Source organism: Sulfitobacter sp. PS-8MA, assembly GCF_040933935.1.
Lineage (GTDB): Bacteria > Pseudomonadota > Alphaproteobacteria > Rhodobacterales > Rhodobacteraceae > Sulfitobacter.
On the sequence record NZ_JBFQYJ010000007.1, the window covers coordinates 494,507 to 516,743 of the forward strand.

Annotated in this window: 24 protein-coding genes; 18 read left to right on the forward strand and 6 right to left on the reverse strand. The window is 62.8% G+C overall.

Annotated elements, in window-relative coordinates; genetic code table 11:
* The first annotated feature begins 126 nt into the window (after positions 1-126).
* Positions 127-1,014, forward strand: coding sequence for a LysR family transcriptional regulator (locus tag AB4M76_RS15860; protein WP_368442967.1), 888 nt, complete (start codon positions 127-129; stop codon positions 1,012-1,014).
* Positions 1,002-1,904, forward strand: a complete 903-nt coding sequence (locus AB4M76_RS15865; RefSeq protein ID WP_368442968.1) for a DMT family transporter — start codon at positions 1,002-1,004, stop codon at positions 1,902-1,904. Before AB4M76_RS15860 ends, AB4M76_RS15865 begins: the two co-directional genes overlap by 13 nt.
* Positions 1,905-2,124: 220 nt before the next feature.
* On the opposite strand, the gene AB4M76_RS15870 is transcribed toward AB4M76_RS15865, so the two are convergent.
* Complete coding sequence (locus AB4M76_RS15870; RefSeq protein WP_368442969.1) at positions 2,125-2,478, reverse strand: ArsR/SmtB family transcription factor; 354 nt, start codon at positions 2,476-2,478, stop codon at positions 2,125-2,127.
* Positions 2,479-2,717: 239 nt separating this feature from the next.
* On the opposite strand from AB4M76_RS15870, the gene AB4M76_RS15875 reads away from it, so the two are divergent.
* The 7 genes from AB4M76_RS15875 to smc all read left to right on the forward strand — a co-directional run bounded on the left by AB4M76_RS15875 (position 2,718) and on the right by smc (position 9,420).
* The gene (locus AB4M76_RS15875) at positions 2,718-3,068 is read left to right on the forward strand and encodes an AtpZ/AtpI family protein (RefSeq protein WP_368442970.1); all 351 of its coding nucleotides are present in this window, start codon (positions 2,718-2,720) and stop codon (positions 3,066-3,068) included.
* A gap of 1 nt (position 3,069) precedes the next feature.
* Positions 3,070-3,831 (forward strand): F0F1 ATP synthase subunit A, encoded by a 762-nt coding sequence (locus AB4M76_RS15880; RefSeq protein WP_368442971.1) that lies wholly within the window; start codon positions 3,070-3,072, stop codon positions 3,829-3,831.
* Positions 3,832-3,895: 64 nt separating this feature from the next.
* Positions 3,896-4,120: a F0F1 ATP synthase subunit C gene (locus AB4M76_RS15885; protein ID WP_007118046.1), complete on the forward strand. Its 225-nt coding sequence runs from the start codon at positions 3,896-3,898 to the stop codon at positions 4,118-4,120.
* Positions 4,121-4,210: 90 nt separating this feature from the next.
* Complete coding sequence (locus AB4M76_RS15890) at positions 4,211-4,768, forward strand: F0F1 ATP synthase subunit B' (RefSeq protein WP_368442972.1); 558 nt, start codon at positions 4,211-4,213, stop codon at positions 4,766-4,768.
* A gap of 15 nt (positions 4,769-4,783) precedes the next feature.
* Entirely contained in the window at positions 4,784-5,344 is a 561-nt protein-coding gene (locus AB4M76_RS15895; protein ID WP_368443535.1) for a F0F1 ATP synthase subunit B, read from the forward strand.
* Positions 5,345-5,554: 210 nt separating this feature from the next.
* Positions 5,555-5,842, forward strand: a complete 288-nt coding sequence (locus tag AB4M76_RS15900; RefSeq protein ID WP_368442973.1) for a hypothetical protein — start codon at positions 5,555-5,557, stop codon at positions 5,840-5,842.
* Positions 5,843-5,964: 122 nt separating this feature from the next.
* Positions 5,965-9,420 (forward strand): chromosome segregation protein SMC, encoded by a 3,456-nt coding sequence (gene smc / locus AB4M76_RS15905; RefSeq protein ID WP_368442974.1) that lies wholly within the window; start codon positions 5,965-5,967, stop codon positions 9,418-9,420.
* A gap of 107 nt (positions 9,421-9,527) precedes the next feature.
* Here smc and AB4M76_RS15910 read toward each other — a convergent pair whose 3' ends face one another.
* Positions 9,528-9,887, reverse strand: coding sequence for a helix-turn-helix domain-containing protein (locus AB4M76_RS15910; protein WP_368442976.1), 360 nt, complete (start codon positions 9,885-9,887; stop codon positions 9,528-9,530).
* Positions 9,888-10,092: 205 nt separating this feature from the next.
* Here AB4M76_RS15910 and AB4M76_RS15915 point away from each other — a divergent pair, with 205 nt between their 5' ends.
* On the forward strand, positions 10,093-10,959 hold the full coding sequence (locus tag AB4M76_RS15915; protein WP_368442977.1) for a LysR family transcriptional regulator: 867 nt from the start codon (positions 10,093-10,095) through the stop codon (positions 10,957-10,959).
* A 107-nt stretch (positions 10,960-11,066) separates the two neighbouring features.
* On the opposite strand, the gene AB4M76_RS15920 is transcribed toward AB4M76_RS15915, so the two are convergent.
* A complete protein-coding gene (locus AB4M76_RS15920) occupies positions 11,067-12,665 on the reverse strand; it encodes a phosphoenolpyruvate carboxykinase (protein ID WP_368442978.1) in 1,599 nt (532 codons plus the stop codon).
* 380 nt (positions 12,666-13,045) lie between these two features.
* Between AB4M76_RS15920 and AB4M76_RS15925 the strand changes: the two genes are divergently transcribed.
* The 7 genes from AB4M76_RS15925 to AB4M76_RS15955 are packed head-to-tail and all read left to right on the forward strand — an operon-like array spanning position 13,046 to position 18,432.
* Positions 13,046-13,747: a response regulator transcription factor gene (locus AB4M76_RS15925; protein WP_368442979.1), complete on the forward strand. Its 702-nt coding sequence runs from the start codon at positions 13,046-13,048 to the stop codon at positions 13,745-13,747.
* 42 nt (positions 13,748-13,789) lie between these two features.
* Positions 13,790-15,475, forward strand: a complete 1,686-nt coding sequence (locus AB4M76_RS15930) for a sensor N-terminal transmembrane domain-containing protein (RefSeq protein WP_368442980.1) — start codon at positions 13,790-13,792, stop codon at positions 15,473-15,475.
* A 32-nt stretch (positions 15,476-15,507) separates the two neighbouring features.
* Positions 15,508-15,939 (forward strand): HPr kinase/phosphorylase, encoded by a 432-nt coding sequence (locus AB4M76_RS15935; protein ID WP_368442981.1) that lies wholly within the window; start codon positions 15,508-15,510, stop codon positions 15,937-15,939.
* The gene (gene rapZ, locus AB4M76_RS15940) at positions 15,936-16,841 is read left to right on the forward strand and encodes an RNase adapter RapZ (RefSeq protein ID WP_368442982.1); all 906 of its coding nucleotides are present in this window, start codon (positions 15,936-15,938) and stop codon (positions 16,839-16,841) included. Before AB4M76_RS15935 ends, rapZ begins: the two co-directional genes overlap by 4 nt.
* Positions 16,838-17,230, forward strand: coding sequence for a PTS fructose transporter subunit IIA (locus AB4M76_RS15945; protein ID WP_174860558.1), 393 nt, complete (start codon positions 16,838-16,840; stop codon positions 17,228-17,230). Before rapZ ends, AB4M76_RS15945 begins: the two co-directional genes overlap by 4 nt.
* Before the next feature lie 15 nt (positions 17,231-17,245).
* Positions 17,246-17,515, forward strand: a complete 270-nt coding sequence (locus AB4M76_RS15950; protein ID WP_093738069.1) for an HPr family phosphocarrier protein — start codon at positions 17,246-17,248, stop codon at positions 17,513-17,515.
* A 32-nt stretch (positions 17,516-17,547) separates the two neighbouring features.
* Positions 17,548-18,432: a lysophospholipid acyltransferase family protein gene (locus tag AB4M76_RS15955; protein WP_368442983.1), complete on the forward strand. Its 885-nt coding sequence runs from the start codon at positions 17,548-17,550 to the stop codon at positions 18,430-18,432.
* Between the two features lie 71 nt (positions 18,433-18,503).
* Here AB4M76_RS15955 and AB4M76_RS15960 read toward each other — a convergent pair whose 3' ends face one another.
* Entirely contained in the window at positions 18,504-19,379 is an 876-nt protein-coding gene (locus AB4M76_RS15960; protein WP_368442984.1) for a 3-hydroxybutyryl-CoA dehydrogenase, read from the reverse strand.
* Positions 19,380-19,536: 157 nt separating this feature from the next.
* On the opposite strand from AB4M76_RS15960, the gene AB4M76_RS15965 reads away from it, so the two are divergent.
* The gene (locus tag AB4M76_RS15965; RefSeq protein WP_368442985.1) at positions 19,537-20,370 is read left to right on the forward strand and encodes a DUF6473 family protein; all 834 of its coding nucleotides are present in this window, start codon (positions 19,537-19,539) and stop codon (positions 20,368-20,370) included.
* 96 nt (positions 20,371-20,466) lie between these two features.
* Here the strand turns inward: AB4M76_RS15965 and AB4M76_RS15970 are convergent, their stop codons facing one another.
* Complete coding sequence (locus AB4M76_RS15970) at positions 20,467-21,393, reverse strand: electron transfer flavoprotein subunit alpha/FixB family protein (RefSeq protein ID WP_368442986.1); 927 nt, start codon at positions 21,391-21,393, stop codon at positions 20,467-20,469.
* Positions 21,393-22,151, reverse strand: coding sequence for an electron transfer flavoprotein subunit beta/FixA family protein (locus AB4M76_RS15975; protein WP_174860552.1), 759 nt, complete (start codon positions 22,149-22,151; stop codon positions 21,393-21,395). The genes AB4M76_RS15970 and AB4M76_RS15975 overlap by 1 nt, the downstream gene beginning before the upstream one ends.
* Between the last annotated feature and the right edge of the window lie 86 nt (positions 22,152-22,237).

The following is a 22,237-nucleotide window of genomic DNA, read 5'->3' on the forward strand; positions in this document are numbered from 1 at the left end:
GGTGTTGATCCTTGCTCCAAGGGTAAATCTGATGACATGGAATTGGCCATTGTACTCGCGAACGCAACTGCCAGAATGAACGTGGCCATGTTCGTAAATGCACAGGTTAGGAGGGCGGGGTGAGCAATGGACAATTGGGATGAGATCAGGACCGCCTATCAGGTTGCCCAGCTTGGCACGGTAAGCGGCGCGGCAGAGGTGCTGGGCGTGCATCATGCCACCGTGATCCGCCATATCGACGCGCTGGAGGGGCGGCTTGGCGTCAAACTGTTTCAGCGCCATGCGCGCGGCTACACGGCGACCGAAGCGGGGGAGGACCTCTTGCGGGTGGCGCGGGCGACGGATGATCAGTTCAGTCAGCTGGCCGGGCGGATCAGGGGGCGCGGCAGTGATGTCTCGGGCGAGCTGGTGATCACTTCGCTGGATTTCCTCGCCCCGCAGCTCGCGCCGCTGCTGACGGAGTTTCAGCGCCAGAACCCGGAGCTGGTGGTGCGCTACCTGATTGGCGAGCGGCTGTTCCGGCTTGAATATGGCGAGGCCCATGTCGCGGTGCGAGCCGGGGCCGCGCCGGACCAGCCGGACAATGTGGTGCAGCCCTATGCGCAGCTTGCGGTCGGCGCCTATGCGAGCCGCGACTATGTCAAGCAATACGGCATCCCGCAGGGGCCAGAGGACTACGCCAACCACCGTTTCATCGCCGAAGACAACCGCGACAGCCGGGCACCCTATCACAAATGGCTCTGGGCGACGGTGCCGGAGGAAAGCATCACATGGCGCAGTTCCAGTGGTGCCGCGATGGAAGCGGCGCTTCGGGCCGGGGCGGGGATCGGCGCGCTGCCCGCCGCACAGGGGCGGGGCGATCCGGAACTGGTGGAGATTCATGCCCCCCGGCCCGATTGGGCCAGCGCGCTTTGGCTGGTGACCCATGTCGACCTGCACCGCAGCAGCAAGGTTCAGGCGGTGCTGGCGTTTCTGAAGAAACACGCCGAGGATGCCGTTGCATGCCCGGACTAAGTCCTTGGGCGCAGGGTCATCTGGCAATGCTGTGTTTCTCGGCCCTGGTCGCCGGCTCCTTCTCGCTCGGCGCGCAGGTGGCGAATGAGATCGCGCCGACCACGCTGAATGCGGTGCGCTTTGCGCTGGCGACCGTGCTGGTGGGCGGGCTGGCCTGGGCGCGCGGTGATCGGTTTCGCGCGGGCTTTGCCGCGCCCTGGCGGTATTTCGTGCTGGCGGGGCTGTTCACGCTTTACTTTGTGCTGATGTTCGAAGGTCTGAAAACCGCGCCCCCGGTCGCGGCGGCGGCGGTCTTTACCCTTGTGCCGGTCATGGCGGCAGGGGTGGCCTGGCTGCTGATGCGGCAGGTGATGACGCCGCGCATGGCCTTGGCACTGGCGATTGGCGGGGTCGGAGCGCTTTGGGTGATCTTTCGCGGGGACCTCGGCGCGCTCTTGTCCTTTGACATCGGGCAGGGCGAGGCGATCTATTTCATCGGCTGCGTCTGTCACGCGATCTATGCGCCGATGGTGCGTTGGCTGAACCGGGGCGAAAGCGCGGTGCTGTTCACCTTTGGCACGCTGCTGGCCGGGACCGTCTTGCTGACCGCCTATGGCTGGTCGGACCTCATGCAGACGGACTGGGCGGGGCTGCGGCCGCTGGTGTGGGTCACCATTCTCTATGTCGCCATCTTTGCCACGGCGGCCACGGTGGTGCTTTTGCAGTTCGCGGCGCTGCGGCTGCCCTCGGCCAAGGTGATGGCCTATACCTATCTCACGCCAAGCTGGGTGATCCTGTGGGAAATCGGCTTTGGCAATGCGCTGCCGGGGGCGCTGGTCTGGGGCGGTGTGGCGCTTACGATCGTGGCGCTTTATTTGCTTCTGCGCGACGATAGCCAAGAAAAATCATAGATTTGCGCCTTTTTTCGATTTCACCGGAACTTAGCCTTCCCCCACTGCGTTGGGGGGTGAAATCAAAGTAAAGGATACTCCATGCGTAGCATTTTATACCTGATCGGTTTGATTGTCGTGGTTTTGGCTATTTTGCGGTTTGCATTCGGCGTCATCTGATCGCCGATTGATCTTCCCCTCGTCTTATTTACCTCGTGGCGAGGGGGGATCACTCTCACCTCTATTCCCGCTGCGGTGTCACGCCTTCCACCGCATCCGGCAATTCAGATTGTAGAAATCTTTCGAAGGCATCCAGGTTCACCGGCTCAAACTGCCCGAACCCCTGCATCCAGATCGACGCATCGCGCAGCGCATCCGGCTCCAGCTTGCACCATTTCACCCGCCCGCGTTTTTCCTGACTGATCAGCCCTGCGGCAGTCAGCACGCCCAGGTGTTTCGAGATCGCGACAAGCGACATCTCGAAAGGCTCGGCCACATCCGTCACGGCCATATCGTCCTCCAGCAGCATCGCGAGGATGGCGCGGCGGGTCGGGTCGGCGAGGGCGGCAAACACCTGATCTAAGTCTTGGCTCATGCCCTCCCATAGCGCGGACCGGGGGCGTGGGGAAGCGCTGGCAGGGGTCTCTTAACCCAAAGGTTAAATAACGATGAGGCGCGGTTTGCTGGGGGCCGCGGCCTTGCAATTCAAGACCGGCGCGGCGGAAGTTTCGGTAAGGTGCTGATTTCAGTTGAAATTTCGGAAAGGCAATCGCAGTTGACTCTATCCCCCCCTGACAGTAGCACCGCAGCAGATATTCCGATGGGGATTTTGGTGTGACCAGCCCGGACCAACGGCAGCAGATGGAGCAGCTTGAGGCCAAACTGGCCGCTGCAAAGAAGCGCAGCGCACCCAAGCCCCGAGTGGATGAACATTATTCGCAGGCCAATATGGCCTGGCGGATGGTGGTTGAACTTGTGGCCGGTCTTGGGATCGGTTTTGGCATCGGATACGGGCTGGATCTGCTTTTTGGCACCCTGCCCATCTTCATGGTGCTCTTTGTGATACTGGGCCTTGCGGCGGGGGTGAAGACGATGCTTCGCACCGCTGAGGAAATCCAGGGCAAACAACAGGCCGAAGCGGCCGAAGAGGATACGCCCCAATCGGGCAAGGACGAGGGAGCCTGAGATGGCAACAGAGATACAAGGCGCTGAAACAGGCGGTCTGGAATTCCACCCGATGGACCAGTTCATCGTATCGCCGCTCTTTGGCGATGGCGGTTCGGTTGCTTGGTACACGATCACCAACGCCACCTTCTGGATGGCGCTGGCGGTTCTGGCGACCTTCGCCCTGCTGGTGCTGGGCAGCGCGCGCCGCTCTGTCGTGCCGGGCCGGATGCAGTCGGTGGCCGAACTTGCCTATGGCTTCATCCACAAGATGGTCGAAGACATCTGCGGCAAGGAGGGGCTGAAGTTCTTCCCCTATATCATGACCCTGTTCATGTTCATCGTGATGGCGAACTTCCTCGGCCTGATCCCGACGGCCTTCACCCCCACATCGCATTTCTCGGTGACCGTGGTTCTGGCGCTGGCGGTGTTCATCACCGTGACCGTCGTCGGCTTCGTCAAGAACGGCGCGGCCTTCCTGAGCCTCTTCTGGGTGTCCTCGGCCCCGCTGGCGCTGCGTCCGGTGCTGGCGATCATCGAGCTGATCAGCTATTTCGTGCGCCCGGTCAGCCACTCCATTCGTCTGGCGGGCAACGTCATGGCGGGCCACGCGGTGATCAAGGTTTTCGCCGGTTTCGCGGCCATCGCCGTGATCTCGCCGGTGTCGGTGCTCGCGATTACCGCGATGTACGGTCTCGAAGTGCTGGTGGCCTTTATCCAGGCCTATGTCTTTACCATCCTGACATGCGTGTACCTCAAGGACGCGCTGCACCCCGCACACTAACAACCCCAACAACGGCGGGACTTCCCGCCACAGTTTTAACTTCCAATCGTAAGGAGATACCCCCATGGAAGGTCAACTCGCACATATCGGCGCAGGCATCGCAGGTCTCGGCACAGGCATCGCAGCCCTGGGTGTCGGCAACGTTGCCGCCAACTTCCTGTCCGGCGCTCTGCGCAACCCGTCGGCAGCCGCAAGCCAGACAGCGACCCTGTTCATCGGCATCGCGTTTGCAGAAGCTCTGGGGATCTTCTCGTTCCTCGTCGCTCTGCTGCTGATGTTCGCTGTCTAAGCTCTCGGAACTGTAATCCTTACGAGCGGGCAGGCGCGCATCGCCGTGTCTGCCCGGCTGTAACGGCAAAGTTTCCAAGGAGAAGCCACGATGGCAACTGTAACAACCAGCGACGGGCTGGCCGACGCGACCGGCATTGCGACCCATGCTGCCGAAACGCCGGGCATGCCGCAGCTGAACTTCGATCACTGGGGCAACCAGATTTTCTGGCTGATCCTGGCGCTGATCGCCACCTACCTGATCCTGTCGCGCGTGGCTCTGCCTCGTATCGGTGCGGTTCTGGCCGAACGCCAGGGGACCATCACCAATGACATCGCGGCTGCCGAAGACCTCAAGGTCAAGGCACAGGAAGCCGAAGCCGCCTATGACAAGGCCCTGATCGACGCCCGTGCCGAGGCACAGCAGATCGTGGCCCAGGCCAAGGCGGACATGCAGGCTGATCTGGATGCCGAAATGGCCAAGGCCGATGCCGAGATTGCCGGGCAAGTGGCGGAATCGGAAAAAGCCATCGCCGAAATTCGCGCCGGTGCCATGGAAAACGTGCAAGCCGTTGCCAAGGACACCGCCGAAGCCCTCGTCACCGCTTTGGGTGGCACGGCAGATGCAACCACTGTTGATGCCGCCGTCGATGCGCGGATGAAAGGATAAGCCATGACCAAATCCATGCGCCTGACACTTTCGACCCTGCTCGCTGGCATGGTGGCCTCGCCTGCTTTCGCGGCCACCGGGCCTTTCTTCTCGCTGCGCAACACCGATTTCATCGTGCTGCTGGCCTTCCTGCTGTTCCTCGGAATCCTGATTTATTACAAGGTTCCCAGCCTCTTGGTCGGCATGCTCGACAAGCGGTCCGAGGGCATCAAGACCGAGCTTGAAGAAGCCCGCGGCCTGCGTGAAGAAGCTCAGACCCTGCTGGCCTCTTATGAGCGCAAGCAGAAAGAGGTGCAGGACCAAGCGGACCGTATCGTGTCTTCCGCCAAGGAAGATGCCCGTCTTGCTGCCGAACAGGCGCGGGCGGATATGGCCAAGTCGCTTGAGCGCCGCATGGCCGCCGCGAAAGACCAGATCAGCTCGGCCGAGGCCGCCGCTGTGAAGGAAGTGCGCGACCAGGCTGTGACCATCGCCGTCGCCGCCGCACGTGACGTGATCGCCAAACAGATGACCGCCGCTCAGAGCAACAAGCTGATCGACGATGGCATCGCCCAGGTCGAAGCCAAGCTGCACTAAGCCGCTTAACATTGAGTTAAGAAAGCCCCGGTTCCGCCGGGGCTTTTTGCTTTGCGGGTTAGGGGTTTGTTAACCCATGCGCCGCACCCTAGGCCCATGCGTTATCTCATTCTCCTTCTTCCGTTGCTCCTCGTTGGCTGTAACACCGCTGGTCCCCATTTCCGGGGGCTGCCTGCGACGCGGGTCACGGTTGAGGGCTCAACCTTTGATGTGCGCGTCCGCGATGAACTGGCGGAGGCGATGCGGATCAACATGGAATATGCGCCGCGTTTTGGTCCCATCCGCGCCCGCGCGGGCAAGGCGATGGCGCTGGTCAGCGGCTGCAAGGTGACCGAGGTACGCGGCGATCAGGCGCTGGCGCTTGGGCTGCTGGACTGTGGCAAGGGCGGCAGAAAGCTGCGCTCCGGGCAGCTTTCGATCGACTGCGCGCCGGTGCCCGGATCGGCGGGGCTCATTGGCAGGGCGGTGGACGTGGATATCACCTGTACGGCGCTTTAGCGCGACAATATCTTGTGGATAACCGCCGACGCGGCGCTGCCCCTTGGGGCTTTTGATTGACTTGGCCCCCCGCCCAACGGCAAGTTCGCCGCTCAGGCGAGAATCAATACGACAGGTCAAACTTGCGCTTTTCCAAACTCAGACTGACGGGCTTCAAAAGCTTCGTCGACCCCACGGACCTCGTCATCTCGGACGGGTTGACCGGTGTCGTCGGGCCGAATGGCTGCGGCAAATCCAACCTGCTCGAAGCGCTTCGCTGGGTGATGGGGGAAAACCGCCCGACCGCCATGCGCGGCGGCGGCATGGAGGACGTGATTTTCGCCGGCGCCGCCTCCCGCCCGGCTCGAAATTTCGCCGAAGTCTCCCTGCATCTCGACAACAGCGACCGTCTGGCGCCCGCCGGTTTCAACGAACAGGACGGGTTGGAGATCGTGCGCCGGATCACCCGTGACGTGGGCAGCGCCTATAAGCTGAACGGCAAGGAAGTGCGCGCGCGGGATGTGCAGATGCTCTTTGCCGATGCCTCCACCGGGGCCCATAGCCCGGCGCTGGTCCGGCAGGGGCAGATCGCCGAATTGATCAACGCCAAGCCGAAAAGCCGCCGCCGTATTCTGGAAGAGGCCGCTGGTATCTCCGGGCTTTACCAGCGCCGCCATGAGGCCGAGCTGAAGCTGAACAGCGCCGAGACCAATCTGGCCCGGGTCGATGATGTGATCGAACAGCTGGCCGCGCAGCTGGCGACCTTGGCCCGTCAGGCCCGGCAAGCCGCCCGTTACCGCGAGATCGGTGATGCGCTGCGGCGCGGCGAAGGCATGTTGCTCTACCGCCGCTGGCGCGAGGCAGACGCGGCGCGCAGCACGGCTGAGGAAGAGCTGCGCAGCCGTGTCGCCGCGGCCACCCAGGCCGAAGCGCAGGTGCGCGAGGTCGCAAAGGGCCGCGCCGAGGCCGAGGAGGCTCTGCCCGCCCTGCGCGAGGAGGAGGCCATTGCCAAGGCGATCTTGCAGCGCGTGACCACGCAGCGCGATACATTGGCCGAGCAAGAGGACCGCGCGCGCGCCCTCATCGAGGTGTTGACGGGCCGTATTGCACAGCTTGGCCGGGACATTGAGCGCGAAGGCGAGCTGAACCGCGATGCCCATGAAACGATCATCCGGCTCGACCTTGAGGCGCAGGAATTGACCGAAGCGGGCGCGGGGCATGAGGTCGCGCTGGAAGCCGCGGCCGAGGCCGCGCAGGCCGCCGCCTCCGTCTTGCAGGCGCGGGAAGCGGATCTGGCGCAGCAGACCGAAGATGTCGCCCGGCTTGCCGCCCGCCATAGTTCGGCTGAGCGGCTGTTGCAGGACAGCCGCCGCACGCTTGAGAAGGCAGAGGCAGAGGGCCGCAAGGCCCGTGAGACCGTGGCGCAGAGCCAAGCCACATTGAACAAGGCCGACGCCGATTTCGCGGCGGCCCAGCAGGCCGAAGGTGACGCCGTCGCCGCCGCTGCCGCCGCGGATGCGGCGCTGGTGGCTGCGGAAGACGCCCGCACAGACACGCAGATGCGCGAGGCGGAGGCGCGGGGCGAACGGTCCGAAGCAGAAGGCGAGATGAACGCTCTGCGGGCCGAGACCGGGGCTTTGGCGAAACTTGTTGAGCGAGACAGCGCTGAGGGCGGGCAGATCCTTGATCAGCTGCAGGTCGAACAGGGGTTTGAAAAGGCGCTCGGGGCGGCTTTGGCCGATGACCTGCGCGCCCCTGAAGTGGCCGGAGAAGGGCCGTCCGGCTGGGCGATGTTGCCCGCCTATGCGCAGACCCAGCCGCTGCCCGAGGGGGCGACACCGCTCACCGCCCATGTGGCGATCCCCGGCGTGCTGGCGCGGCGGATGAGCCAGGTCGGTCTGGTCGAGGCCAGCGCGGGGCATCGCTTGCAGGCGGCGCTTTTGCCGGGGCAGCGACTGGTCTCCGCCGAAGGCGATCTGTGGCGGTGGGACGGTTTCCGCGCCGCTGCCGAAGACGCGCCCTCGGCGGCAGCACTTCGCTTGCAGCAGCTTAACCGGCTTGAGGTCTTGAAGCAGGCTTTGGCAGAGGCGAGTGGCCGCGCAGATGTCGCGCGCAGCGCCCATGAAACGCTGCAAAAACAACTGGCCGAACAGGCAGAAGCCGATAAACGCGCCCGTGATGCGCGGCGGGACGCGGACCGGCAGGTGGCCGATGCCGGCCGCGCGCTAAGCCGGGCCGAGGCCGACCGGAACCTGTTGCAGAGCAAGCTGGAATCGCTGGGCCTTGCGGTGAAACGCCATGAGGATACCGCCACAGCCGCCCGTGCCGAGGTGGAGGCGGCAGAGCAGGCTTTGGCGGAGCTGGAGGATCTGACCGCCGCGCGGGCCGCCGTCGATGATCTGCGCATGACCGTCGAAGCCGCGCGGATGACGATGATGACCCGCCGCGCCGCGCATGATGAATTGCGGCGCGAGGGGGAGGCCCGCGTCAAACGGCAGGGCGAGGTCGCGCGTGAAGTCGGCAATTGGCGGAACCGGTTGGAGACGGCGGAGAAACGGTCTGCCGAATTGAGCGAGCGCAAGGCGGCCTCGGAGGCGGAACTGGAAAACGCCAGCGCCGCGCCTGCCGAGATTGCGGCGAAACGCGCGGAATTGTCGGAGGCGATCGCCAAGGCCGAGGCCCGGCGGGCCCATGCGGCGGAGACATTGGCGGCGGCGGAGAGTGCTTTGAAGGCCGCCACCGCGGCGGAGCGCGAGGCGGAGCGACAGGCCTCTGACGCGCGCGAAGCCCGCGCGAGGGCCGAGGCCCGCAGCGATGCCGCGCGCGAGACCGTGGCGCTGGCAGAGGCGCGGATCAGCGATGACCGGCAGATGTCTGCGCCAGAGCTTCTGGCATCGCTGGAGGTCGACGCCGGAGAGATCCCTTCGGTCGAGACATTGGAAGAGGATGTGAACCGCCATAAGCGGCAACGCGATTCCTTGGGCGCGGTGAACCTGCGGGCCGAGGATGACGCCAAGGCAGTGCGGGAAGAACATGACACGCTGCTCAGCGAAAAGGCCGATCTTGAGGAAGCGATCAAGACGCTGCGCAGCGGCATCGCGGGGCTGAACCGAGAGGGCCGGGAACGGTTGCTGACCGCCTTTGAGCAGGTGAACTCAAACTTCTCGATGCTCTTTACCCATCTTTTCGGCGGCGGTGAGGCCAATCTGGTGATGGTCGAAAGCGACGACCCGCTGGAGGCCGGGCTGGAGATCATGTGCCAGCCGCCGGGCAAACGGCTGAGCACGCTGAGCCTCTTGTCAGGCGGCGAGCAGACCCTGACCGCGATGGCGCTGATCTTTGCGGTCTTCCTCGCCAATCCGGCGCCGATCTGTGTGCTGGACGAGGTCGACGCGCCGCTTGATGACGCAAATGTGACCCGGTTCTGTGACCTGCTGGACGAAATGTGCCGCCAGACGGACACGCGATTCCTCATCATCACGCATCACGCGGTGACGATGGCGCGGATGGATCGGCTGTTTGGCGTGACCATGGCGGAGCAGGGGGTCAGCCAGTTGGTTTCGGTTGATCTGAAGAAAGCGGAGACGCTGGTCGCGTAGACCCATGCGCTGCATCCGGCCTTGTCAGGCGGGGGAGGGGCTTGGATCGGCACCTGTGTCAGCGGACGGCCGCGGGGGGCTGCGCGCCCGCGCCGGGGGCGCTTTACCTATCCCCGACGGGCGACGGTGATGCCGGCCACGTCTTCGATAAACGTTACAATTCGGGCCTTTACGCCTTCGTCCTTGATCGATCCGATGGCGTTGACGATGTCCATTGTCGGGTCTTTCCGCGGGCCTTCGCTCTCGACTTCTTCCATCCCTTCAAAGAAATATCCCGGGGTAACGTCCAATATCTGCGCCAGATCAAAGAGGCGGCTGGCGGCGACCCGGTTGGAACCGATCTCGTATTTTTGGATTTGTTGAAAGGACAGGTCCAGTTTGCGGGCCACGTCGGTCTGCGACATGCGGCGCAGGGTGCGGGCCTGTTTCAGCCGCCGTCCTACATGTGCATCTACGGGATGAGCCATGTTCAAGTACCTCTGGTTGTGCTTTCTGATTCAGTACCCAGAGGAAGTTAGCGTTCAATTGCACAGATATGTGCGCTTTCCTCGCATTTATGTTTAATTGATAGGTGAAAATTGTTGCAGTGATGGGTGATTCCTGTACCATCAGGCCCCTATGAACCAACATTTGCCAATTCACGAACCCGTACACCCTGTGCCGCCCCTCTCTTTGACAGAGCCGGCACCGCCGCTCTTATTTGAGATGATCCGCTCCTTCGTGACCTTGGCCAATACATTGAACCTCAGCCACGCGGTGCTGGAGTTGAACAGCACCCGGCAGACCGTGCGCCGTCATATCCAGCAGTTGGAAGAGGCGATGGGAGCGCCGCTGTTCGAGATCGACGCCCGGCGCTATTCGCTCACCCCTGCCGCGGTGGATGCGCTGCCGGCGGCGCGGGATATTCTGGCGCGGGGAAAGCTGTGGCTCGAAGGCAAGTCGCGCCATACGCAGGGTTTGCAGAAACTCTCCTACGCCGATCAGAAGGGCTGGTCGTTTTACCAGCAGCAACAGCCCCTGACCCTGCTTTGGGACCACGGGTCGCCGATGTTGCAGGCCGCGCTCGATGCCTGGACCCACAGCCGGGGGCAGCTTGAGAGCGAGGCTTTCCGCGTGATCCGGCCCTATGTGCTGGTCTATCGCGACTCGCCGAACGGTTGGATCTGTACCGAAGTGGGCGAGAAGTCCTTTTACACCCGCTGGTGGGGCTGGGCGAATGCGCGCAGCAGCATTGGGCGCCCGCTCAAGCAGTTTGCCGGCGGCCCTGATTTCGAGGACATGCTGAACTACGCCTTTCGCGAGGTGCAGGCGACCAAGGGGATCAGGTTTGACGAGGTCGTCACCCGCGTTCCGCGCGAAGAGGGCGGGGCGGCGATGCCGCTTGCCTATAAACGGTTGCTGATGGCCGGGCGATATCCCGACAAGAGCTTTGCCCTGATCGCCGCGATCGACCGGTCTTCGACGGTGAATATCGCAGGGGTCGATCAGCGGTTCCTTGATGAGATGCCCGCCGATGCCAAGGTGAATTTCGACGGATAGGCGCCCGTTGGCGCCGTTCGTGGCGATAGCGGTCACACCATAGGACTAGATGCAAAAAGGGCGGCCCGATCAGGCCGCCCTTTTTCCTGTCTGCTTGCCGTGCAGGCTTAGCCGATGGCGGCCGCTTTCACATCTTCATCGATATGGGGCAGATATTGTTCAAAGTTGTCCGAGAACATTTTGACCAGTTTCGCAGCCTGGCGGTCATAGGCTTCCGGATTATCCCAAGTGCGGCGCGGGTCGAGCAGGATGTCAGCCACACCGTCGACCGAGACAGGGACGTCAAAGCCGAAGTTCGGGTCTTTGCGGTAGTCCACATCGGCCAGCGTCCCCTCAAGCGCGGCGGTCAGCAGCGCGCGTGTCGCCTTGATCGGCATGCGCGACCCGGTGCCATAGGCGCCGCCGGTCCAGCCGGTGTTGACCAGCCAGCAGGTGGCGCCATGCTGGGCGATCTTTTCGCGCAGCAGATTGCCGTAGACTTCCGGACGGCGCGGCATGAAGGGCGCGCCAAAGCAGGTGGAGAAGGTGGGCTCGGGCTCGGTCACACCGCGCTCGGTGCCGGCCACTTTGGAGGTGAAGCCCGAGAGGAAGTGATACATCGCCTGTGCCGGGCTCAGCCGAGCGATCGGGGGCAGCACGCCGAAGGCATCGCAGGTCAGCATGATGATGTTCTTCGGGTGCCCGCCGACGGCCTTCTCGCTGGCGTTGGAGATGTAGTGCAGCGGGTAGGCGGCGCGCATATTGGCGGTGAGCGAATCGTCATCGAAATCCAGCTCGAAAGTGTCGGGATCGAAGACCATATTCTCGATCACGGTGCCGAATTTGGATGTGGTCGCGTAGATTTCCGGCTCGGCTTCGGGGCTGAGGTTGATGGTCTTGGCATAGCAACCGCCTTCGAAGTTGAAGGTGCCATTGTCCGACCAGCCGTGTTCGTCGTCACCGATCAGCGTGCGCTCCGGATCAGCGGACAGCGTGGTCTTGCCGGTGCCCGAGAGGCCAAAGAAGACCGCCGTGTCGACCGGGTTGCCGGTGGCGTGGTTGGCCGAGCAGTGCATCGGCATGATGCCTTTTTCGGGCAGCAGGTAGTTCAGCAGGGTAAAGACCGACTTCTTGTTCTCGCCCGCATATTCCGTACCGCCGATCAGGATCATCTTGCGGTCAAAGTTCATCGCGATGACGGTCTCGCTGCGGCAGTCGTGCTTTGCGGGGTCGGCCTGAAAGCTGGGGCAGTTGATGACGGTGAAATCGGCGGTGAAATCCTGCAGCGCTTCGGCGTCGGGGCGGCGCAGCATGGTGCGGATGAAAAGCCCATGCCAGGCCAGTTCGGTGACCATACGGACATTGATCGCATGTTTCGGGTCGGCGCCGCCCACGAGGTCCTGGACGAAGTAGTCCTTGCCCTGCATATGGGCGATCATGTCTTCGTAAAGCGCGTCAAAGCCTTCGGGCGACATCTCGGCGTTGTTTTCCCACCAGATGCTGTCGGCCACGCTGTCGGTCTTGACCACATGTTTGTCCTTGGGCGAGCGGCCCGTGAACTTGCCGGTGGTGACCAGAAACGCCCCGCCCTTGCCCAGATTGCCTTCGCCACGCTTTACCGCGGTTTCGACCAGCGCAGGCTCGGTCAGGTTGTAGTAGACATCGCCAAGCCCGGTGATCTGCTGATCTTCGAGGCTGAACTGCGGGTTTACCCGTCCAAATGTCATGTGATGTCTCCTGTAGCGGCGCATGAGAGGCGCAAAACGTGTCCGACTGGGCTGCAGTGCCCGGGGCCTTGGAAGCCTTGCGAGCCTCTTAACACGGCGGTTTTGAACTTGAACAGGCAGCTTTGTCACAGTTAGCGCCACCATCTAAAACTTTGTTTCGCCACGCCCAAATTCGACCCTTGGGCCGGGGCTGCCCGTCGGCGGCGCGTGGGATTAAGACGCGCCGATGTGCGGCAATTTAGCCATTCCTAACCAAATTATGACCGAATTGGCGCATCTCAAAGGCACGATTCGCACTTAAGGATTGATTCGATCGGCAATATTGCGGATCACTGGCTTCAAAAATTAAGAATGAATTGAGCAGTATAAGGAAGCAGGCAATGTCGAAGATTGCATTGGTGGACGATGACAGAAACATTCTGACATCCGTTTCGATGACTCTTGAAGCCGAAGGCTTCGAAGTGGAAACCTACAACGACGGGCAGGCCGCGCTGGACGCTTTCAACAAGAAGCTTCCCGATATGGCCGTGCTCGATATCAAGATGCCGCGCATGGACGGGATGGACCTGCTGCAGCGGCTGCGCCAGAAAACCGCGATGCCGGTGATCTTTCTGACCTCCAAGGATGACGAGATCGACGAGGTTCTGGGCCTGCGCATGGGGGCCGATGATTACGTCAAAAAGCCTTTCAGCCAGCGCCTGCTGGTCGAACGTATCCGCGCGCTGCTGCGCCGTCAGGATGCTGTGGCCACCGATGAGGTCGGCGACACCGAAGAGACCAAGGTGATGGAACGCGGCGATCTGCGGATGGACCCGCTGCGCCATGCGGTGAGCTGGAAGGGCAAGGATGTGTCCCTGACCGTCACCGAATTTCTGCTGTTACAGGCGTTGGCGCAACGCCCCGGTTTCGTGAAATCGCGCGATCAGCTGATGGATGTGGCCTATGACGATCAGGTCTATGTGGATGACCGCACGATCGACAGCCACATCAAACGGCTGCGGAAAAAGATGCGCAGCGCGGATGATGAATTCTCGGCGATCGAAACGCTTTATGGCATCGGCTACAGATATAACGAAGACTAAATCCAGCGGTTGACGTTGGTCGAAAGGACATTTGTGCGGGACATGGCTGCTGGCAGGGACGGGGACGTTGTTCTGGGTGACGATTGGGTCACACCGGACAGCGCGGCCCCGGATGAAATCCGCGTCAAGCGTGAGCGGCGCGGGCTGTTTGCGCTGCGCTCCTCACCGCTGACGCGCAAGATCATCACGTTCAACCTGATCGCGCTGAACGTCCTGGTTGCAGGTATCCTCTATCTCAATTCCTCGCGCGACAGTCTCGCCGTGCAACGCGCCGCCGCCCTGGTCTCCGAAGCCGAGCTCATCGCGGATGTGATCGAAGCGCAGCTGCCTGCCGGCGCGCCGGTCAACCTGACCACGGGCGATGGTGTCGACGTGGCCGAGACACTGGCCGGGCTCGACCTGCGCGGCGGGGTCGAGGTTCTGGTCTATGACCCGGCGGAAACGCTGGTCTCGCGCAGCGCGGGCGATCTGACCCTCACGGAGGCGCTGACCGCCGCGCCCGCCGAAGAGCGCACCTTGCTGAACGACGGGCTGAACTGGCTGTGGGCGCGGGTTTCGGCCCCCTTCAGCGCAGAGGAAGTCGCCTCTCCGCCCTTGGAAGAGCAGCTGCGCGCCATGGTTGCCGAAAGCCTGCGCAGCGGCACGCAGCTGAGGGATGACATTGATCTGGCCGGCAGCTCGCTCTTCAGCGTCGCCACGCCGATCATGCAGGGCGATCAGCCCGTGGGCGTGGTGGCGGTGGCCTCTGCGGCGGGGGAAATCGACAATCTCGTCCGCAGCGAGCGTGAGCGGGTCTTGCAGATGTTCGTGATCGCGACACTCGTCTCCATCGGCCTCAGTCTCGTGCTGGCCTCCACCATCGCCAATCCGCTGGCCGATCTGTCGGCCGCCGCTGAGCTGGGCCGCGACAAGGACGCGCGCAAGATGAACCCCGGCCGCATCCGCATCCCCGATCTGACCGCCCGCCCCGACGAAATCGGTCGCCTTTCCGGGGCGCTGCGGGGCATGGTCTCGGCGCTCTACAACCGCATCGATGGCAACGAACAATTTGCCGCCGACGTCGCGCATGAAATCAAGAACCCGCTGGCCTCCCTGCGTTCCGCTGTCGGCACTCTGCGCGTGGTAAAGCGAGACGACCAGCGCGACAAATTGCTTGATGTGATCGAACATGACGTGCGTCGCCTGGACCGGTTGGTCAGCGATATCTCCAACGCCTCGCGGCTCGATTCCGAATTGGTCAAGGAAGAGGAAGAGCCCTTCGATCTGCTTCAGATGCTGGGCAACCTCGGGCAGTTCCTTGGCGAAGACGCCAGGGCGCAGGGCATCGATTTCATCACCGACCTCCCCGCCGCACCGATCACGGTACATGGGTTGGAAGCGCGTCTGGCGCAGGTTTTCGTCAATCTCATCACCAATGCGATCTCCTTTTGCGAAGAGGGCGACGCGATCCGGGTCTGGGCGCGCAAACGCTCCAACCGCGTGTTGATCGTGGTCGAAGACACCGGCCCCGGCATCCCCGATCAGGCGCTCGGCAAAATTTTCAAGCGCTTCTATTCGCAACGGCCGGAGGAGCATTTCGGCAATAACTCCGGCCTCGGTCTGGCGATCTCCAAACAGATTGTGGAGGCCCATGGCGGCGTGATCTGGGCGGAAAACATCCGCCCGACCGAGGCCGACATCACCTCCGAACCGCTCGGCGCCCGTTTCGTTGTCGGCCTGCCAACCTGAGCGGCCCGCAAGGCCAAACCGCCGGGGCAGAGATGACGGTTGAACGCGACATTCTACACGCCAGCTGCGTGACCATTGCCGGGCGCGGGCTGCTGATCCTCGGCGCGTCGGGGGCGGGGAAATCTGCCTTGGCGCTGCAATTGATGGCGCTTGGCGCCACGCTGGTGGCCGATGACCGAACCACGGTCGAACGGGCGGGCGGGCAGGTGATCGCCAGCGCCCCGGCGCGGATCAAAGGGCTGATCGAAGCGCGCTACATGGGTCTGCTACGGGTTACGGACTTCGGGCCGGTGCCTTTGGCCCTTGTCGTCGATCTGGACCAGACGGAACATCAGCGCCTGCCGGCGCCGCACAGCCATCTGGTACAGGGTGTCGCGTTGCCCTGTTATCACAAATGCGATAGCGCTCATTTTCCCGCAGCACTTCATCTGTATATGACAAGCAGTATGGACCACAGGAATTGACCACCCAGACCCCCACCCCCGACCAGCCGCAGCGCCGCCTGGTCCTCGTGACCGGCCCCTCGGGCGCCGGCCGATCCTCTGCGCTCAATGTGCTGGAGGACGCGGGCTTTGAGGCGATCGACAACCTGCCTCTGCGGCTGCTGCCCGTGCTGCTCGACCGCCCGGGGGAGGCGCATTCGGTGGCCCTGGGCATTGATGCGCGCAACCGCGATTTCTCGACCGAAGGGGTGTTGGAACTGCTTGGCCGTCTGGCGGTAGAGCCGGGGTGGCGCACAGAGCTTTTGTATCTCGATTGCGCCACCGATGTGCTCTTGCAAAGGTTCTCCGAAACCCGCCGCCGCCACCCGCTGGCCCCCTCGGACCGCCCCGCCGATGGCATCCGCCGCGAGCAGGATCTGCTGCATCCGATCCGCGCCCGCGCCGATGTTCTGATCGATACGACAACGCTCAATGTGCATGAATTGCGCGCCGAGGTGGAGCAATGGTTCGCCCCCGGCGGGCAGCGCCATCTCACGGTTTCGGTGCAGAGCTTTTCCTACAAACGCGGCCTGCCGCGAGGGGCGGATGTCGTCCATGACTGCCGCTTCCTGCGCAACCCCTATTGGGTGCCGGAACTGCGCAGCGGCAATGGCCGCGACGCTGCCGTGGCGGCCCATGTCGCAGCGGACAAACGGTTCCCCCCCTTTGCTGATAAAGTGCTGGATCTCAGCCTGTTGCTGCTGCCCGCCTACCGCGAAGAGGGGAAGTCGCATATCGCCATCGCCTTTGGCTGCACGGGCGGACAACACCGCTCGGTCGCGATGGCCGAAAACCATGCTTTGCGCCTTGCAGAGCAGGGATGGCAGGTGTCAATTAGGCACCGGGAACTGGACCGGCAGCAGCGTGAAGGAAGCAAGCCTTGATCGGGATCGTGATTGTCGCACATGGGGGGTTGGCGCAGGAATATCTTGCCGCCATCGAACATGTCGTGGGATCGCAATACGGTGTCCGCGCCATCGCGATCGAGCCTGACCACGACCGCGCCGACAAGGAACGCGAGATCTGCGCCGCGGCGGATGAAGTCGACCAGGGCGCCGGTGTCGTGGTGGTGACCGACCTTTTCGGCGGCTCCCCGTCGAACCTGAGCCTCTTGGCCTGCCGCCCGGAAAACCGGCGCATCATCTATGGCGCGAACCTGCCGATGCTGATCAAACTCGCGAAATCCCGCCAGATGGAAGTGCCCGACGCCGTGCGCGCGGCGCTGGAAGCGGGTAAGAAATATATTGATAGCCAGAATATCAGTGCAGGTTAGAAGGCCCTTGTTTGAATGCCCGAGTTTTCTCTTAAAATCGTAAATGAAAAAGGGCTCCACGCCCGCGCCTCTGCCAAATTGGTCGAGGTGGTCGAAGCCTTCGACGCCCGTGCCGAGGTCAGCAAGGATGGCATGTCCGCCTCGGGCGACAGTATCATGGGGCTGCTGATGCTGGGGGCGGCACGCGGCACGACCATCGATGTGCAGACCTCGGGGCCGGATGCCGAAGCCCTGGCCGAAGCCCTGACCGCCTTGGTGGCCGATAAATTCGGCGAAGGTTTCTGAGCCAGCCTGCGACGACGAGGATCATCCACCCTATGGAAGACACAGAGCAGTCAGAGCCAGCGCGCCAACCGGCGCCCGATGGCGAGGTGACATTCACCAAATATGACCGCCGCAGCCTGTCCTATGCCTCAACTTTCGATGACCCCTGGAAAGCCCGGATCATCTCCGCGCTGGAACTCTTCACCGGCAAGATCAAGATCCTGCGCCTGACCCGCGCCTTTGAGCGCCGGGGCACCCCCTCTGGTCAGGCCTTCTGGCGCGCGGCGCTCGATACGATGGGGATCGAACTGACAACCCCGCAGCATCAACTTGACCGGATTCCCAAAGAGGGGCCGGTGGTGGTCGTGGCCAACCACCCGCATGGCATGGTCGACGGCATGATCTTTGCCGATCTCATCGGCCGCGCCCGCCCCGACTACCGCATCCTGACCCGTTCCCTGCTCACCTCGATTGACGAGGTCGCCGGCAGCTACATGATCCCGGTGCCCTTCCCCCATGATCCCGATGCGCAGCGCAAAGGGGTGGAAATGCGCGCCAAGGCGATGGCCCATCTCAAGAACGGCGGCGTGGTGGCGCTGTTTCCTTCGGGCGTGGTCGCGGCGTCGGAAAGCTGGTGGGGGCCGGCGGTCGAGGCGGAATGGAATGTCTTCACCGCCAAGATGATCCGCCGCTCGGGCGCGCAGGTGGTGCCAATGCGGTTTCCCGGACAGAACAGCCGCGCCTATCAGATCGCCAACCAGATCAGCCCGATCCTGCGCCAAGGGCTGCTGCTGCATGAAATCGCCCATGCCTGCGGCAAACCCCAGGCACCAATCGTCGGCCACCCGCTGACCCAGGCTGACATCGATCGCTGGGCCGACGACCCGCGCGGCTTTATGGCTTGGCTGCGCGCCCATACTCTGGCGCTGACCGACTGAACTTCATCCTTTTGAAAATACCCGCGGGGGAATCGCGCCTTGGCGCGATGGGGGCAGCGCCCCCTCTTGCGTCACCGGGTCGGCACGGGCTTTTCGCCGCGATAATCATAAAACCCCCGCTGCGTCTTGCGGCCCAGCCAGCCGGCCTCGACATATTTGGTCAGCAAGGGGCAGGGGCGGTATTTGGTATCCGCGAGACCGTCATGCAGCACGTTCATAATCGCTAGGCAAGTGTCCAACCCGATGAAATCGGCCAGTTCCAGCGGCCCCATCGGGTGGTTGGCGCCCAGTTTCATCGAACTGTCGATCGATTCCACACTGCCGACACCTTCATAAAGCGTATAGACCGCCTCATTGATCATCGGCATCAAGATCCGGTTCACGATAAAGGCCGGGAAATCTTCGGCCGAGGCCGCCGTCTTGCCCAGACGCGCCACCACCTCTTTGCAGGCGTCATAGGTCTCGCGGTCCGTGGCGATGCCGCGGATCAGTTCCACCAGCTGCATCACCGGCACCGGGTTCATAAAGTGGAACCCCATGAATTTCTCGGGCCGGTCAGTGCGGCTTGCCAGACGGGTGATGGAGATCGACGAGGTGTTCGAGGTCAGGATCGTCTCCGGCTTGAGATGCGGGATCAGATCCTCAAAGATCGCCTGTTTCACCGTTTCGCGCTCGGTCGCCGCTTCGATCACCAGATCGCTCCGGCCCAGATCGCTGAGGGTCTGTGTCGTGGTGATCCGCGCCAGCGCCGCGTCGCGGTCAGAGGCTGAAATCTTCTCGCGGCTGACCTGACGGTCCAGATTGCCGGTGATGGTCTTCATCGCCTTGGCGAGCGCATCGGCGCTCACATCGTTCAGCAGCACGTCATAGCCCGCCAGCGCCATGACATGGGCGATGCCGTTGCCCATCTGCCCCGCGCCCACGATACCGATTGTCTGGATGTCCATGGCCTGTCCTTTGCATTGCTTCGGCGCACAATAGGGTGCGTTACGGGGGTGCCGCAAGGGCAGCTGTTTAGGAAATCTTTCGTCAAATTCACCCGTTAACGGAATCACAGCCCCGGCCATGCAATCTGGCTTTGGGTGAATGAAAAAGGTGGGTGTTATGACCTATGATGCACTGGGGCCGGGGCCCCTGGATTATCTGCCGTGCCGCTATGGCACGTCGAAACTTCTGTTCCGCGGCCCGCGCCGCAATCTCGAAGCGCCTTATCTGGCTTTTCTGGGCGGAACGGAAACCTATGGGAAGTTCATGACGCAGCCTTTCCCGGCGCTGGTCGAAGAAACCACCGGTCGGACCTGCGTGAACTTCGGCCTTCCCAACGCCGGCATCGATGTCTTTGCCCATGACCCCTTCGTCGCGCAGGCGGCGGCCGGGGCGGAGGTCACCGTGCTTCAGATCATGGGCGCGCAGAATATGACGAACCGCTTTTATTCGGTGCATCCGCGCCGCAATGACCGGTTCGTGGGCGCCTCTGCCTTGCTCCAGACGATCTACCGCGAGGTGGATTTCGCGGATTTCCACTTTACCCGCCATATGCTGAACCATCTCATGCAGCTGTCGCCGGAACGGTTCGAGGCGGTGCGGCAGGAGTTGCAGCAAGCGTGGCTGGCCCGGATGCGGCTGATGTTGGGGCAGATCAAGGGCAAGACCATATTGCTCTGGCTCGCGGATCACGCGCCGCAGCCCGATAGCTGCAAAGGCCCGGCGCATCTGGGGGCGGACCCGCTCTTTGTCACGCCTGCGATGATGGAGGAGGTGGCCGAACATGCCACCGCGGTGGTGCAGGTGGTGTCGCCCCGAGAGATGCAAACAGCGCCTGCCGAAGGGCTGATCTTTGGCCAGATGGAGGTTTTGGCAGCCTCGGAAATGCTCGGGCCGCAGGCCCATCGCGCGGCGGCAGAGGCGCTCTGCGCTGCTCTGCAGGGATTGCGCTAGCGTTAGCCGCGCGTCCCGCAGCCCGGCGGGCAGAGGCGTCCAACGAAAAAGGCCCGCCAAGATTGGCGGGCCTTTCATTGTTTCACGTGAAGGGGCTCAGAGCTTTTCGATCAGCTCGGGCACCGCATCGAAGAGGTCGGCGACCAGACCGTAGTCCGCCACCTGGAAGATCGGCGATTCTTCGTCTTTGTTGATCGCGACGATGATCTTGGAATCCTTCATGCCCGCAAGGTGCTGGATCGCGCCGGAGATGCCAACCGCGACATAGAGATCAGGGGCCACGACCTTACCGGTCTGACCGACCTGCCAGTCGTTCGGCGCATAGCCCGAATCGACCGCCGCGCGGGACGCGCCAACGGCGGCGCCCAGTTTGTCGGCCAGTTTTTCGATCAGGGCGAAGTCCTCTTCGGAGCCGACGCCGCGGCCACCGGATACCACCACGCCCGCGCTGGTCAGCTCGGGGCGGTCGCTCTCGGCGACCTTGTCTTCGACCCATGTGGACAGGCCGGGGTTTTCCGCAGCCGAGATGGTCTCGACCGAGGCAGAGCCGCCGTCGCCCGCCGCATCAAAGGTCGATGTGCGGAAGGTGATGACCTTCTTCGCGTCCGACGATTTCACGGTCTGAACCGCATTGCCGGCATAGATCGGACGCTCGAACGTATCGGCGTCAACCACACCGGAGACATCCGAGATCACCATGACATCCAAGAGCGCCGCGACGCGGGGCATCACGTTCTTGGCGTCGGTGGTGGCCGGGGCGACGATGTGGTCATAATCCCCCGCCAGCGAGACGATCAGCGCCGCCGTGGCTTCGGCCAGACGGTGGCCCAGCATCGGGTCTTCGGCGACCAGCACCTTCGACACGCCGTCGATCTTGGCCGCCGCTTCGCCCGCCGCCGCAGCAGAGCTGCCGGCTGCCAGAACGGTCACGTCGCCCAGTTGCTTGGCCGCGGTCATCGCCTTGGCGGTGGCGTCCATGGACAATTCGCCATCGGAGATTTCGGCAATCAGAAGAACAGCCATTACACAGCCCCCGCTTCTTTGAGTTTCGCCACAAGCTCGTCAACCGAGCCGACCTTGATGCCGGCGGCACGCTCGGCAGGCTCAACGGTTTTGACGATTTCCAGCCGGTTGGAGACATCGACGCCATAGTCTTCGGCGGTCTTCTCATCCAACGGCTTTTTCTTGGCCTTCATGATGTTCGGCAGCGAGGCATAGCGCGGCTCGTTGAGGCGCAGGTCCACGGTGACGACCGTCGGCATGGTGACTTCGATGGTCTGCAGACCGCCGTCGACTTCGCGGGTGACCTTGGCCTTGTCGCCTTCGATCGCGATGTCGGAGGCGAATGTCGCCTGCGACCAGCCCATCAACGCCGAGAGCATCTGCCCGGTGGCGTTCATGTCGTTGTCGATCGCCTGCTTGCCGCAGAGCACGAGGCCCGGCTGCTCTTCGTCAACGATGGCTTTGAGGATCTTGGCCACGGCCAGCGGTTCGATGTCCTTGTGCACATCGTCCGAGGCGACAACCAGAATCGCGCGGTCCGCGCCCATTGCCAGCGCCGTGCGCAGCGTTTCCTGCGCCTGTTTCACACCGATGGAGACCGCGACGATCTCTTCGGCCTGACCGGCCTCTTTCAGACGGATCGCCTGTTCGACGGCGATCTCATCGAAAGGGTTCATCGACATTTTTACATTGGCAAGATCGACACCCGATCCATCCGCTTTGACGCGAACTTTCACGTTATAGTCGATCACGCGTTTGACAGGCACCAGTACCTTCATGCGGTCTCTCTCCTCAGTTTGTGACGCGGGCTTGGCCCGGTCTCCCTAATTCTCAAGATGGGTGTAACGAAGCACATCAGGACAAA

Coding starts and splice junctions, on each gene's coding strand:
- AB4M76_RS15860 (WP_368442967.1), top strand. CDS start 127: ATGGACAATTGGGATGAGATCAGGACCGCCTATCAGGTTGCCCAGCTT.
- AB4M76_RS15865 (WP_368442968.1), top strand. CDS start 1,002: ATGCCCGGACTAAGTCCTTGGGCGCAGGGTCATCTGGCAATGCTGTGT.
- AB4M76_RS15870 (WP_368442969.1), bottom strand. CDS start 2,478: ATGAGCCAAGACTTAGATCAGGTGTTTGCCGCCCTCGCCGACCCGACC.
- AB4M76_RS15880 (WP_368442971.1), top strand. CDS start 3,070: ATGGCAACAGAGATACAAGGCGCTGAAACAGGCGGTCTGGAATTCCAC.
- AB4M76_RS15885 (WP_007118046.1), top strand. CDS start 3,896: ATGGAAGGTCAACTCGCACATATCGGCGCAGGCATCGCAGGTCTCGGC.
- AB4M76_RS15890 (WP_368442972.1), top strand. CDS start 4,211: ATGGCAACTGTAACAACCAGCGACGGGCTGGCCGACGCGACCGGCATT.
- AB4M76_RS15895 (WP_368443535.1), top strand. CDS start 4,784: ATGCGCCTGACACTTTCGACCCTGCTCGCTGGCATGGTGGCCTCGCCT.
- AB4M76_RS15910 (WP_368442976.1), bottom strand. CDS start 9,887: ATGGCTCATCCCGTAGATGCACATGTAGGACGGCGGCTGAAACAGGCC.
- AB4M76_RS15920 (WP_368442978.1), bottom strand. CDS start 12,665: ATGACATTTGGACGGGTAAACCCGCAGTTCAGCCTCGAAGATCAGCAG.
- AB4M76_RS15925 (WP_368442979.1), top strand. CDS start 13,046: ATGTCGAAGATTGCATTGGTGGACGATGACAGAAACATTCTGACATCC.
- AB4M76_RS15930 (WP_368442980.1), top strand. CDS start 13,790: ATGGCTGCTGGCAGGGACGGGGACGTTGTTCTGGGTGACGATTGGGTC.
- AB4M76_RS15935 (WP_368442981.1), top strand. CDS start 15,508: ATGACGGTTGAACGCGACATTCTACACGCCAGCTGCGTGACCATTGCC.
- AB4M76_RS15950 (WP_093738069.1), top strand. CDS start 17,246: ATGCCCGAGTTTTCTCTTAAAATCGTAAATGAAAAAGGGCTCCACGCC.
- AB4M76_RS15955 (WP_368442983.1), top strand. CDS start 17,548: ATGGAAGACACAGAGCAGTCAGAGCCAGCGCGCCAACCGGCGCCCGAT.
- AB4M76_RS15960 (WP_368442984.1), bottom strand. CDS start 19,379: ATGGACATCCAGACAATCGGTATCGTGGGCGCGGGGCAGATGGGCAAC.
- AB4M76_RS15965 (WP_368442985.1), top strand. CDS start 19,537: ATGACCTATGATGCACTGGGGCCGGGGCCCCTGGATTATCTGCCGTGC.
- AB4M76_RS15970 (WP_368442986.1), bottom strand. CDS start 21,393: ATGGCTGTTCTTCTGATTGCCGAAATCTCCGATGGCGAATTGTCCATG.
- AB4M76_RS15975 (WP_174860552.1), bottom strand. CDS start 22,151: ATGAAGGTACTGGTGCCTGTCAAACGCGTGATCGACTATAACGTGAAA.